The sequence below is a fragment of the Vibrio sp. 1069 genome (genome assembly GCF_033340555.1).
This window is the reverse complement of record NZ_JAWOWP010000003.1, coordinates 168407-181660: the sequence shown is the minus strand read 5'-3', so window position 1 is coordinate 181660 and position 13254 is coordinate 168407. Positions and strand designations below refer to the sequence as shown.

The window sequence follows — 13254 nt, the reverse complement described above, 5'->3', positions numbered from 1 at the left end:
TTAGTTCGCCAGTTCTTGGTCGATGACTTTTTCTAGCTCGTCAAACGGCACATAGCCAGGAATGACTTGATCATTAATGATCAACGCGGGCGTGCCGCGTAAACCAAGTTGCGTGAAATACTGATAGTTTTTATCAAGCAACGCCTTGGTCTCTTTGTCGTCGACAATCTGTGCTTCTGTCCCCGTTTTTTTCGCTATTTGATTTAAGGAACGTGCGTCATGTGCGCCCGGTTTTTTCACCAATAACTCATGCACTTGTTCGTACTTATCTCGCTGGTTTTGCCAAACATTTAATGCGTAACTTGCCGAGTTGTAGCCGTTTTTCTCGTATTGTTCTTTAAAAGAGACATTGAGGTTAAGCACTTTTACCTGCGGATATTCCTTACCAACTTTGACCAGCTCTCCTTCTAAACGTTTACAAAAAGGGCAGCTATAGTCTGTTACGTTAATAATGGTTAACTCAGGGTTTTCAGCACCAAAAGAGGAATGTTTGCCATCACTTAGATATTGACGAACCTCCTTCAAGGTGTCGCCAAATGACTGTTGATACGCAATGTACTCTTGAAGGTTTTGGTGCAATGAATCAAGAATTTGAGGGTTTTCTTTTAGTATCTGAGTAACTTCCTCTAGCTTTTGTTCTGCGGTCTTTTCTGATGCGAAAGATACGGCAGGTACGATAGCCATCGTTAACGCCAAAAGTGTACGAGTGAATGTCATAATATTTCCTAAAACTTTTAAATTTCGTTGTTTGTTATGTGAAGTGAATAAAATATGTACAAAAGTCAGGCCGAAAGGTCTCTCGCCTTGCTGGCTTTATTCTCTAAACACGCAAAGTTTTAGGTGAACCCGATACTTTTCCGGTATCGGTTCTGTGTATTCCAGATAGCGAATTGCTGTGGTTGTCATCGGCAGCGCCACAATCAAAGCAAACAGAAAAAATGGAATAAGAATATGATCAAACTGATGTTGGTAAGCTTGAACCAGCTTTTCTGAAAGGTCGCAAGATGGTGATAAATTCACGCTTTCATCTTGCTGACTCTGTATTTGGTGAGCCTTCGGGCAGTTTTTCGAGAAACCAGAATTTTGGCTTAAGCATATCATCACCACCCAAAGCACGAGGGCGAGTGTCCATTTGGCTATTTTATATTGTGAGCGTAACAATGGGTCGTATAGTCCTGTTAATTCTGGTTTATGCCGTTTACATATGACCGGGCCATCCTAACCTAAATTTCGTGGCTGAATGTTACTTTCGAGTTAATCGATGTTGCCTCAATGCCAAAGTATGAAGTACGTCATGAATGTTGTAGAAAGCAATATTCGTCAGAATCATTTGTTGAGTTGATGAAGAAGTCGTGAGCTATCAACATAGATTAATATACCTAATTGTTAGCACAAATCTTTATTATCTTTCAATTGTGATTGGAATCATAAAATAAAACTTCATAACTGAGTCGCGATAATGTTCGGCAGACGGATTGATTTTGATCATCTCTCTAGCACATTATTCAGGTGAACATATGTGTTAAGGTCCACATGTGTAGGTAATGTTATGAAAATTCCTGTTCAAACTGAGCGTAAAGTTACACTGGGGTGCTACGTTGCTCTGGCGTTTGCGGTTGTGTTCTTTTCTGGTCTGATGCAATCCAACGAATGGTACGGTGTATTCGACTTTACAACGCTTAATGGCTCTTTCGGTAAAGTGGCTTACGGCGTAACGGAAGGTGCGGATGGCGAGGTACAAGCTGCGACCACATCTTTCCGTGGTACTGGCGGTAGCGGTGCTCGTGACGGTTTCATTTTCGCACTTACTTTGATTCCAACCGTTATGTTCGCATTAGGTATGATCAACGTACTTGAGCACTACGGTGCACTTGAAGCAGCTCGTAAGCTTCTTACTCCTCTTCTACGTCCTCTAATGGGCATCCCTGGTAACTCTGGTCTGGCTTTAATTGCTTCTCTACAAAGTACCGATGCAGGTGCGGCAATGACGCGTCAGCTAAAAGATGAAGGTCACCTAACTAAGCGTGAAACGGACGTATTTACCATGTTCCAGTTCACTGCAGGTGCAACCATCGTGAACTTCTTCTCATCGGGTGCTGTGCTGTTCACACTGACGATGGCTGACGGCTCTCTAGCAGTAACGTCTTCTATTGGTTTAGCAGTTGTGGTGATGTTCGCATTTAAGATCATCGGCGCGAACCTGTTCCGTATCTACCTGAACATGACGGAAGGTAAAGAAGACAAGCAAGACCAAAACAAATCAGAGAACCTAAAAGAGGAGACGGCATAATGGGTGACGTTAAAGCGAAAAAACCAATGGTGACGGATATCTTCGTCGAGGGTGCTAAGAAAGGCTGGGTAATTGCGACTACCTCTACGGTGCCTAACGTATTGATGGCGTTCGTTATCATCAAAGCGCTTCAAATCACTGGCGCGTTGGATCTGATGGGCACGGTGTTTTCTCCAATCATGGCAGTGTTTGGTCTTCCGGGTGAAGCAGCAGCGGTATTGATCGGTGCTTGGATGTCGATGGGCGGTGCGGTTGGCGTAGTGATTACGCTGTTTGACCAAGGTATCCTGAACGGTACGCACATTGCGATTCTTGCGCCTGCTATCTACCTAATGGGCTCTCAAGTTCAGTACATGGGTCGTATCATGGGTCCAATTGGTACTGAAGGTCGTTACATCCCAGTTATGATTGCAATCTCAGTATTGAACGCGTTTGGCGCAATGCTGGTGATGAATCTGTTTGTCTAGGAGTGAGTCATGCAATTCTCTCTAAATGAATATCTAGAAGAGCTACGTCCGCTGATTAATGTGGATTGTGGCACTTACACGACTGATGGTATCGAGTTTATCGCTTCTCAATTTGAAGAGAAGTACCAAGCGATGTCAGGTTGGAGCGTAAAACGCATCGACTGTGGCAGAGCGGGCATCGGTCTTGAAGTTCGAAACAAGCCGGAAGCTGAGCAAATCGACGTAATGCTGATTGGTCACATGGATACCGTGTTCCCTGTGGGTACTGCTGAGCTTCGTCCAATGTCTCAAGATGCAGAGAAAGCCTACGGTCCGGGCGTCTCGGACATGAAATCTGGCTTGCTGAACATCGTATACGCGATGCGCAATCTAGACCAAGCGGTGTTGGATAAGTTGTCTATCGCTATCTGCATGAACCCAGATGAAGAGACGGGCTCTCTGGACTCTGTGGATTGGATTCAATCAGTTGCGAAAAACGCTAAGAATGTGCTGGTTGCAGAAGCAGCACGTGCAGACGGTGGTTTAGTGAAAGCGCGCAAAGGCATGGCTCGCTACAAAATGACCTTTAATGGCGTTGCTGCTCACGCAGGTAACGAGCCAGAAAACGGCCGCAGCGCAATCACTGAGATGGCGAATTGGATTCTGGCTGTCAATGCAATGACCAACTTTGAATCTGGTACCACATTGAACGTCGGCATTGTTTCTGGCGGCAACGGTGCGAACATCGTCCCTGAGCACGCGGAAGCGATCGTGGATGTGCGTTTCTGGAGCAACGAAGAATACGATGATGTCGATAGCAAGCTAAATGGCATGCTGGAAACACCATTCGTTGGTGGCGTGAGAATTGAGTTGGTTCGTGAAGCTTATAAGCCTTCTATGGTGCCAAGCCCACAAACAGAAAGCCTGATGATGCTAGTTGAAGAAGCCGCAAGTGAACTGGCGATCGAAATCAACTGGAAAGAAGTAGGTGGTGGCTCTGATGCAAACAACACGGCGATTCTTGGTGTTCCAACTTTGGATGGTCTAGGACCTATCGGTGCGGGCTTCCACAGCGATCAAGAGTACTTGTTGCTTGAGTCTATTGAACCACGTATCAAAATGTTGATACGTGTACTGGAGAAGATTGTTCAATAAGGCATTCTGCTTCTAAAGCTTGGCTCCCAAAGCTTTTGGTTTCAAAACTTTTGTTTTCCAAGACTTTTTGTTTCCAAGGCAATAATCCCCGGACTTCGGTTTGGGGATTTTTCTATCTGTGTTTCACTTTACTATCATTTCTTGTTATTAATCTTGCGTTCAGGTTCGATTTATTAATATGTTGGACATAGTCATAAATTTCGGAGGCAACGATGACCACAACAATGTCTGTAAAATCGGCGCCGAAAGACGCCAAAGATCAAACGATGCAAGCGCCAGATGAGAAAACATTCTGGCGAAAAATGAAAGGGTCGGTTAAGAAAGCGGGTGAAGAAATTGCCGTAATGGGCATAAAATCATGGCTCGCGATGGCAGATTCCAACACCTCTGTTCGCCACAAGGCTATTTTAGGTGGCGCGCTGGCTTACTTCGTCCTACCAACAGATATGGTGCCAGACGTACTAGCTGGCGTCGGTTTTACCGATGATATGGCGGCACTTACCTTAGCCGCGAACTCAGTCGGTAATGCCATCACTAAAGAACACGAAGCACAAGCTAGAGAAAAACTGAATTCGATGGTGGAGTAGGTATGGCCCATCAAACATGTTCTATGTTTGGTTTAGCGCAAACAAGAAATTGTTATTTTTAACATTTACTCAAAGCACACGAGCTCGTCACAATACGTTTTTCCGTAGTAGATTTGCTCGATTTGAAAGGGTACTTTCAGATTCAAGTTTTTATCTAAGAGAAACCTTTCATGTACAGGTATACGCCAGATATTATTGGTATGCTAACTTTGAACGGAAAACCGTTGTCATCTCAATTAGTGGTCCTCCGAGTCGGTGTGCGTGGAACCATTCATGAGTTTCAAACTATTACTGATGCTAACGGATCGTTTGCCTTCCCTGTATTTGAAGAGCATGAGTCTCAAGACTTATTGAACTTAGATCAGAAATACGTGCTCGTTTTCCTGAAGACTCATCTAGCAAATGGAGAAGAGGTGACGATATGGGAGTCTTCAATTGATGGTTATGAGACTTATGAGTTTGCTAGAGAAAATATGGGAAATTTGAATTGTGAAGTAACCAATGAAGTTTACTACTTCGCTTTTTCTTATTTTGGAAATGGTGAAGATGATACTTATGTGTACAGTCAGTGCAAACTAACTGGTTATGTAGAATCAGGAGTATACGAAAGTTAAGTAGTGAATTACTTTAGAGAAATATTCTGCGAATTAGCACTTTGATTGATATGTTTAAACTTGATTGAGGCGTGCAGGTATAGCTTTTTCTTTTAAAGAACTTTGAGTTTAATAATCATCACAATCATAAACTCTATGAAAAATGTCTTTTATATAAAAATCCATTTAAATTGCAGTTGCTAATAACCATTAGATCTCCAGCATTTTCTAGATTGATATTCTTGAAAAAGTATCGAAACTCGGTATCTTCAAGCTCACAGTAAAGATTACTTAAGTTGTCCTCTATAAATATAGGTGGTGAAACGTAGTTTAACTGAGACTCCCAAATATATTTCTTTTCTTCATTTATATAGGTATATATTCCGATATATGAATATGTTTGATTCAAAGCTGATTCTTTGAACCTTTGAGCATGTATGACTGGTTTAAAGTGAAATTCACCTAACTCATTAGTACTTGAACTCCTTTTGTAATTATTTTTTAAAAAATTAGCTTCTAAGTAAACCGTTACATTTTCTAGAGGTCTTTGATCAAGAACTAAAGTACCTTTTACCTCTGGGCTTAATGTATATTTAAATTTCTTAAAAAAATCGAACATACTTTCGTTGAAACCTAATGCAAGTATTGGAAATGAGAAAATGAATAAAAAAGACTATTTTTAAACATGAAATTATGATGTATGTATCTTAGTACCAACTTAATTATCAGACTACTATCTATCGCGATTTGGTTTTGAACTTTAATTTGATAATGGAATTTGTATCTCTATATGATGAAAATGTTCCTTATATCATTTTCAAAGTGATAAACATAGGCGAGTTATCTTAACCCTCTAGATGAACTAATATAGAATCTAACTACTTACCGATTAGTAATTGAAACAACCTCGGGGGACGAGAAATTTATCTAAACCTTTTTGACTTCGGGTTAATTGGAAATAAAAAACCACCTTAGAGTAAGGTGGTTTTTGCTTAGACAGGATAATTTAACTTGGAAGGGTTTAAGCTTCCGCGCGTTTCAGGTGCACTTCTTCTTCGGCTACGCCTGCCATTGGGTCGTTGAAGCGAGCCTCATCCAATGCACCCTCTGATTTTGCAACGATGACGGTTACAGCACTGTCACCAGTGATATTTACCGCGGTACGAATCATATCGAGAAGACGGTCAACACCCATGATGAGCGCGATACCTTCAAGAGGCAGACCAACTTGGTTCAATACCATTGCCAACATTACTAGACCCACACCAGGAACACCTGCGGTACCGATAGACGCCAGAGTTGCCGTCATGATAACCATTAGGTAATCGCCCATAGTTAAATCAATATTGAAAGCTTGAGCAATAAACGCAGTTGCTACGCCTTGCATGATCGCCGTACCGTCCATGTTCACGGTTGCACCTAGTGGTACTGTGAATGATGATACACGGTTCTCAACACCCATGCGGTGCTTTGCTGTTTCCATTGTCACTGGAATCGTCGCGTTCGATGATGCTGTAGAGAAAGCAAACATGATTGCGTCTTCCATCTTACGTAGGAACGTAATTGGGTTTAGACCTGTGAAACCTTTTAGCATCAGGCTGTAAGTCACAAGGCCGTGCAGCAATAGCGTACCTGCTAGTACAACGAAGTATTCAGCAAGGTTAAAGATTGCGCTTAGACCAAGGCCTGTAAACAGCTTCGCCATTAGGAAGAACACACCGTAAGGCGCAAGGTTCATCAGAATCGCAACCAATTTCATGATTACTTCATTCAGATCAGAGAAGAATGCTGCGATACGCTCGCCTGGCTTACCTGCTGCACTGATCGCGATACCGAATAGGACGGCGAACACGATAACTTGCAGGGTTTTACCTTCTGCCATCGCGCTGATTGGGTTAGTCGGGAACATATCAATGATCACTTGACCTAAAGATGGCGCTTCAGCTGATTTGAATGAACTTGCTGCCGTTAGATCTGCCCCTGCACCTGGCTGGAATAGAGTACCCATAGTTAGAGCAAGCGTAATCGCGATAGCCGTTGTCGTAACGTAGAAAGCGAGGGTTTTACCGCCCATACGACCCAGTGTAGAGAGGTCTTTGAGAGAGCTAGTACCACAAACTAACGAAACAAATACTAGCGGTACAACAAGCATTTTTAAGCTGGCAACGAAGATCTGTCCACCAACTTCGAATAATCCATTAACAATGTATGCGTCGACAAATCCGTTGTCGGCAAAAAGTGTGCGAATTGCAAATCCTGTCAAGATACCCGCAACCATACCTAAAATTACGCGGCTGGTAAGCGACATCGGTTTCTTGGTATTCATGAGAACACTCCTTATAGTTATGCACCTTGAGTTCACTTCAAAGCGGCGAGCAGATTAGCAGCGGAGTGAGAAAATACGAAAGAATAATCCTCTAAATGGTTAATAGATGTGAACTTTATCACTAATAAAAATGGGATTTTAACCAAATATTAACGAATTGGCCGGATGAAAAGTTTGTATTTTAACACTTTTATCGAATATACAACCGATAACAAAGAGGATTTACAATAAATTTTAATAAGAGATAGAGTGCATACTCTCTTTGAGTGGATGCATTTCTGCATAACTATTTAAGTTGTATTCAGACTAGCGGTCGCTTCTTTAGCGATACTTTAGTATTGAGTGTTCATCAGAGCCAACGAACCTTTTATGCTTTCATATTTGTCAACTCAATAATGGTTGGCAAGTGTAGTTAGTTGGAGGTGATCCCAGCTCCAATAACTTTGACTGGTATTTTTAATCCCTCCAACCCAATAGCATTGTTTCGCTCGTATTAAACCCTCCAAACACTGCTTGCCAGCCTCAGTGATACGGACGCTTTGTTCCCACCAGTGCCTTTCACGTGACTCAATCGTGATCAAAGGTGTTTGACACTGTGCTAGAGGGAGGAGTAACGCGTAAAACATCACGTCTCCTAGGTAAGGAAGAGGTTCTAGTTGTTGATATTGCTCAAACCAATCTTTGATGGGAATTGAACGATTTTGCGAGCTCAAGACCTTTAGCGTGAGGTGTTGTGTCAAGCTCAATCCAGTTTGTGAATTAGGTAACTCTTGCAAATGGCGTTTAAGCACGTTGAATATATTGGGCAAGCAATCCAGGTTATGTTGCTGAATCAAATTAACTATGGAAATAGGTGTCGGTGATGTAATAGCGTGCCAACACCGTTTAGCCTGACTGAATAATTTTGCTGTCACAGGTTTACGGTATCGCCAACAAGAACGAATAGCTTCTTCAGGCAACTGCCCAAAGCCGATGAATCGTTCAGTGCCCGGGAACTGGTTCAACTCAATGACCTCTATCACTTTATTCTCTACATTCTCTAACTGTGTTAGAGCACGAATTAGCATCAATTGATCATAACTGTCATGTTCGACCCAAAAGACGATTCGTTCAAATACATCACTTTGCAACAGATCGAGGTTTGATTGTTCCAATGTGACTATATCTTGAACCGAGTCTTCACGCTTCATCACAGGCAGCAGAGTCTCTACGACATATTGGGCACGAATGGCAAGGAAGTTCTGCGGTGTTGCTGGTATGGGGCCAATACAAAGCGGATCGATCAGGGCTAAAAATGTCCCTTCAAATCCGCTGGCTTTAAGTTGTTGTTGAATGTCGTGGCCACAACGAACGTGTAGCGTTTTTACTTTTGCATCTAGGGGCGGTTTTTGTTCTTTGATGGCTAGTTTGTGCGCTTCTAGCTCTTCGACATGAGCTTTTAGTTTACTCCAACTGGATAAGCCCAGTTCTCTTGCGAGTGCATGTTGAACGTCAGCCAATTGAATTGTATTGGGAGCCAAAGATTCTGGTTTGGAGTGAAATCGCTTAACTAACTCCAACGTGGCGTCATCGTATAGGCGGATAGCTTTGAGCCTTTTTTTAGCAATGGATTTTTGCTGATTGATATTGATCGAGAAGCTATTTGTAGAGTTCATATTTCACCTTTCTTATTTCTTCCACACTCGCCTAAATAGAAGCTAAAAAGAAGGTAAAAACAGATTGTGCCTGCTAAACCAAGCAGGTGAGGATATTGCCGTGAACCGAGTTCTTTCCGCGAGTGTTGGGGGCTTTAGGCATGAGCAGAGTGATAGTAGGTGGTCGCTATCCTTCGTGCAACCTTTTGTGAGAGTGTAGCGTCACAAAATGGCCGTTTCTCTATGTTTAGGGAGAATCAATAGGCGATAACACTAGCGATTCAACTCAATACCACTGTTGCTAGACTCGAGTTTCTACACTTTTGAGTAAAATACGATAAAGCGCTTGAGTCGCAGGACCACTTTTGGCTCCTTTGGGCAAAGTGAGGTGTAGCGCAACTTGATATTGATGGGAGTGTTCGAGCTCCAATACTTTAATTTTATCGCTCTTTCGGGCTGAGACTAAGTGCGCTGGTAGCCGACAAAACCCAACGCCTTGCTCTACGGCGTGAAAAGCGTGGTCGAAGTTATCGACGGTAATACGCTGACGTGCGCGTAACCAACCCACATCTCTTTTCGTTTTGTCTGAATCACCTAAGTCACGGATGACAATTTGGCTGGTGGTTGCAAAATCGTCGATGGAAACATGCGGCTTTTTAGCGAGTGGATGGTGTGCTGCGATTACAGGCAGCATGGTTGTTACGCCAAATGCTTCGGCAGGGTAGTTGGTTATCGGTAAGTTGATGATTGCGATGTCAGCGAGATCATTTACGACCATTTCGGTTGTTTTGCTCAGTGACGTTTCAACCACTTGAACGGAGGTTGTGTTGTTGTCCTCCAAAAATTGACTGAGTGGTGCATAAAGCCAACAAGGGTCACAAAGATGATCTACTGCGACCGTGATTTGAGATTCCACCCCACTTTTTAACTGCTCGCTGATGACTTCTAGTTCCCGCGCTTGTTCAAGCATGGATTGTGCACGACGCAGTATGGTTTTGCCGTGCTCTGTCAAACCCGCTTTGCGCCCTCGTACTTCGATAAGTTGAATACCAAGTTGGTCTTCTAACTTCCTCACCGAGTAGATCAATGTGGTATGGCTCTTGTTGAGCAGTAAAGCTGCGGATTGAATGCTGCCTTCTTGATTAATCGCTTGTAGCGTTTGCCATTGTTCTAAGGTCGTTTTTAGTCTCATGAGTCAATTTTTAGACAGTTAATGGCGAAATTATGAACTTTTCTGTCAGTTTTATAAAGGTAATAATCTTGTCATCGAAAACGAGTCAATAAGAAGAGGAGACTCAAGATGGCGAAATTATTGCAAGTTGATTTTGAATTTCATGGTCCGTTTGGTGACGAGATGTCGAATGCTCTGGTCGACTTAGCTAAGTCGATTAACCAAGAGCCGGGCATGATTTGGAAAATCTGGACGGAAAGCGAAAAAGACAAACTCGGTGGTGGTATCTATCTTTTTGAAGATGAAGCCACGGCGCAAGCTTATCTCGAAATGCATGCCGCACGCTTACGAAAAATGGGCGTAGTCGAAGTACGAGGTCAAATTTTCGATATCAATGTGCCGTTAACGACGCTCAATCAAGGGCCTATTAGAGGATAAGGAGATGATGACCAACCGCACTTTTCTAACCGTTCATGGTGTCGTATATACGGTATTCGCTTTTGCGTTGTTTTTTGTACCAACCATAATGTGGCCGATGTATGGAGTACAAATTAACGACCAGTACGCGCTGTTTTTATCGCAGCATACTTCGATCTTTTTAGGTGGAATCGCAGCGGTGAGTTTGATGTTACGTAATGTGGAATCAGGGCATACTGCGAAACAGCTGTTTAAAGCATTATTGATTACTAATGGCTTAGGGGCAGTGATTACTACCTATGCCGGCATTATCGGAGTATTTGTCGGTTTTGGTTGGAGTGACCCAATATTCTTTGTCTTGCTTAGTTTGATTACGTACAAGCAATTAAGAGTGCAATAGAAAAAGCCCTGCTGTTTCTAGCAGGGCTTTGTCATATTTGGTTTAATTAGCGATCTAAATTCAAGTTATGATTCGCTTTTGTACGCGTAGTTATAGTAGCCGTATCCATAGCCGTATGAGTTAGATGCTTTTTTCTCAACTGCATTGAGAATCACACCTTTAACTTCAACGCCTGATTGCTCGAAGCGACCTTGCGCGACTTCAATCTCCTTCAAAGTCGTTTGATCAAAACGAGCGACCATCAGAGTTGTTCCTGCAAGCGCGCCAACAATGCTTGGGTCGGTAACTGCGAGTACAGGCGGCGTATCGATGATGACTAGATCGTATTGTGCAGACATCTCGTCAACAAAGCTCTTGAAGCGAGGGTGCATAAGAAGTTCTGACGGATTTGGTGGTACTTGGCCGCGAGTAACCACATCCAAGTTTTCAACTTGACTTGGCTTGATTGCGGTTGCTCGATCAATTTTTCCACTTAGTAAGTCAGATAACCCTTGCTCTGCTGTGAGGCCAAAACATTGCTGTAAATAACCTTTTCGCATGTCAGCATCCACCAAAAGGACTTTTTGACCCGTTTTAGCCGCAACTGCAGCAAAGTTAGTTGATACGAACGTCTTACCTATGGAAGGCGCTGGGCCTGAAATCATTAAGACATTGTTTTTGGCTTCCAACATTGCGAAGTGTAAGCTGGTTCGAAGTCCACGTAGTGCTTCAATTGATAGATCTGCTGGATTGGCATTTGCTAAAAGAAGTAAGTCTTTGTTGTTTTTACGTTTTAGCTTGTTCGCAACTTCCAATTGTTGTGCTGATTTTGGAACACTTGCATATACAGATATTCCAGTTTGCTCAATTTCATCAGGAGAAGTCACTCCACGATGAAACGCGGTTTTTACCAGAACAAATGCGACAGCTACCATGCCTCCTAGAAGAGTAGCCAAAACTACAATCAAAGGTTTTTTCGGTTTAATAGGAATTGCGTAAGATTGTGCGTTGTCAATAATACGCACATTACCTACGGTGCCAGCTTTTATGATATTTAGCTCTTGAACTTTATTCAAAAGTTGGATGTAGATTTGCTGGTTTACTTCGACATCACGAGTCATACGCAAGACTTCGCGCTGTGTTTTTGGCAGTTTTTGAACTTGTTTGTTAAGACGCTCTTTCTCTTGTAGTAATGTCTGACGTTTGTCTAACAGCGATTTATAAGCTGGGTGGTCTTGGGTGAATTTTTGACTGATTTCACTTTCTTTAAATGTTAGCTCATTAAGTTGGGCTTCAAGTGCCACCATCACTTTTAGAGTAGATTGTGCTTCGAGATTTAAATCGATAGATTCGTTTTCTTGTCTAAAACTGTTCAATGTATCTTCTGAAATAGTTAGCTTGTCCTTAATCTCGGGTAAATGACCTTTAAGGAAGTTGAGGCTCTGCTCAGCTTCAGCTGAGTTTCTTCTAACATTCTGCAAAAAATAGTTTTGAACAACATCATTTAAAACAAGCTGATTGTGGTCTGGGTATTCACCTTCAATACTTAGAGATACAATACCTGTTTGGCTACCTCTCTCTGAAATAGAAAGTTGTGAGGCTAACTTGTTGATAGCATCTAACTTGCTTATTTTACTTATTGTAAAAGTATCTTCATTTTGAGCATTGAGCTGGTTCACTTTTACACGATAGCCATTCATCTCAATTAGTTGACCAACTGAACCAGAAAGTACCATTTGGTCTTCAAGCATCAAGCTGAATTGACCTTTCTCGATGTCTGTAGCAATCAGTTGATGAGATAATCCTTTAGCCGTTCGAGGTACTTCAAACGTGGTCAAAGAAATGTAGTTTTGAGTACCGTTGATTCGTGCTAGACCTTTACCAACAAAAGGTAAGTAATCAGGAGTGGCAATGGTTGTTAAGTTAAACTTATCAACGGTATCGCCAAGAATCATTCTCGATTTAATTATTTCAATCTCTGTAGTTGCAGATGATTCGGCAGAAAAGAGTTCTCCCATGTCACCGACCATCGCCGAAATACCACCTGAACTTTTCTTTTCGATTTGTATTAACGCGTCGGCTTTGTAAATCGGAGTTGATAGCAACGCGACCGCGATACCTAATGTTGCAAAAAAGAGTGTAATACTGATGATAAACCATTTCGCGTCTATCAATATGCCGAAGAGCTTGCCTAGGTCGATCTCATCATCAGCAAGAGCAGATGGTTGTATTGTTTGGTTAGCCATTATTTTTTAT

The 13254-nt window shown here is 42.3% G+C and carries 14 protein-coding genes; 7 read left to right on the top strand and 7 right to left on the bottom strand.

Annotated features, from left to right (window positions below):
- The gene (locus tag R7040_RS06915) at positions 1-717 is read right to left on the bottom strand and encodes a DsbA family protein (RefSeq protein WP_213967500.1); all 717 of its coding nucleotides are present in this window, start codon (positions 715-717) and stop codon (positions 1-3) included.
- 96 nt (positions 718-813) lie between these two features.
- Positions 814-1020, bottom strand: a complete 207-nt coding sequence (locus tag R7040_RS06910) for a hypothetical protein (RefSeq protein WP_005374843.1) — start codon at positions 1018-1020, stop codon at positions 814-816.
- 529 nt (positions 1021-1549) lie between these two features.
- On the opposite strand from R7040_RS06910, the gene R7040_RS06905 reads away from it, so the two are divergent.
- The 5 genes from R7040_RS06905 (at position 1550) to R7040_RS06885 (ending at position 5092) form a co-directional block, all read left to right on the top strand.
- Positions 1550-2290: a nucleoside recognition domain-containing protein gene (locus R7040_RS06905; protein WP_213891063.1), complete on the top strand. Its 741-nt coding sequence runs from the start codon at positions 1550-1552 to the stop codon at positions 2288-2290.
- Positions 2290-2757, top strand: coding sequence for a YjiG family protein (locus R7040_RS06900; RefSeq protein ID WP_005374849.1), 468 nt, complete (start codon positions 2290-2292; stop codon positions 2755-2757). Before R7040_RS06905 ends, R7040_RS06900 begins: the two co-directional genes overlap by 1 nt.
- Before the next feature lie 9 nt (positions 2758-2766).
- Positions 2767-3891 (top strand): M20 family metallopeptidase, encoded by a 1125-nt coding sequence (locus tag R7040_RS06895; protein WP_025768633.1) that lies wholly within the window; start codon positions 2767-2769, stop codon positions 3889-3891.
- Positions 3892-4103: 212 nt separating this feature from the next.
- Positions 4104-4478 carry a YkvA family protein gene (locus tag R7040_RS06890; protein ID WP_054700617.1) on the top strand — a complete coding sequence of 125 codons (375 nt, stop codon included), beginning with the start codon at positions 4104-4106 and terminating at the stop codon, positions 4476-4478.
- Positions 4479-4648: 170 nt separating this feature from the next.
- Positions 4649-5092, top strand: coding sequence for a DUF6795 domain-containing protein (locus tag R7040_RS06885; protein ID WP_104980194.1), 444 nt, complete (start codon positions 4649-4651; stop codon positions 5090-5092).
- Positions 5093-5225: 133 nt separating this feature from the next.
- Here the strand turns inward: R7040_RS06885 and R7040_RS06880 are convergent, their stop codons facing one another.
- From R7040_RS06880 to R7040_RS06865, 4 genes are all read right to left on the bottom strand, one after another.
- Entirely contained in the window at positions 5226-5690 is a 465-nt protein-coding gene (locus R7040_RS06880) for a DUF6795 domain-containing protein (protein ID WP_225491615.1), read from the bottom strand.
- Positions 5691-6092: 402 nt separating this feature from the next.
- Complete coding sequence (locus tag R7040_RS06875) at positions 6093-7397, bottom strand: dicarboxylate/amino acid:cation symporter (protein ID WP_213895966.1); 1305 nt, start codon at positions 7395-7397, stop codon at positions 6093-6095.
- A gap of 389 nt (positions 7398-7786) precedes the next feature.
- Entirely contained in the window at positions 7787-9052 is a 1266-nt protein-coding gene (locus R7040_RS06870) for a DUF1835 domain-containing protein (RefSeq protein ID WP_318081154.1), read from the bottom strand.
- A gap of 280 nt (positions 9053-9332) precedes the next feature.
- Positions 9333-10223, bottom strand: coding sequence for a LysR family transcriptional regulator (locus R7040_RS06865; RefSeq protein ID WP_064354962.1), 891 nt, complete (start codon positions 10221-10223; stop codon positions 9333-9335).
- A gap of 108 nt (positions 10224-10331) precedes the next feature.
- Between R7040_RS06865 and R7040_RS06860 the strand changes: the two genes are divergently transcribed.
- Together R7040_RS06860 and R7040_RS06855 are read left to right on the top strand one after the other, a co-directional pair.
- Entirely contained in the window at positions 10332-10640 is a 309-nt protein-coding gene (locus R7040_RS06860; protein ID WP_005374871.1) for a monooxygenase, read from the top strand.
- Between the two features lie 7 nt (positions 10641-10647).
- Positions 10648-11019: a hypothetical protein gene (locus R7040_RS06855; protein WP_017634450.1), complete on the top strand. Its 372-nt coding sequence runs from the start codon at positions 10648-10650 to the stop codon at positions 11017-11019.
- Between the two features lie 65 nt (positions 11020-11084).
- On the opposite strand, the gene R7040_RS06850 is transcribed toward R7040_RS06855, so the two are convergent.
- Positions 11085-13244, bottom strand: coding sequence for a polysaccharide biosynthesis tyrosine autokinase (locus R7040_RS06850; RefSeq protein WP_064354961.1), 2160 nt, complete (start codon positions 13242-13244; stop codon positions 11085-11087).
- Positions 13245-13254: the final 10 nt, after the last annotated feature.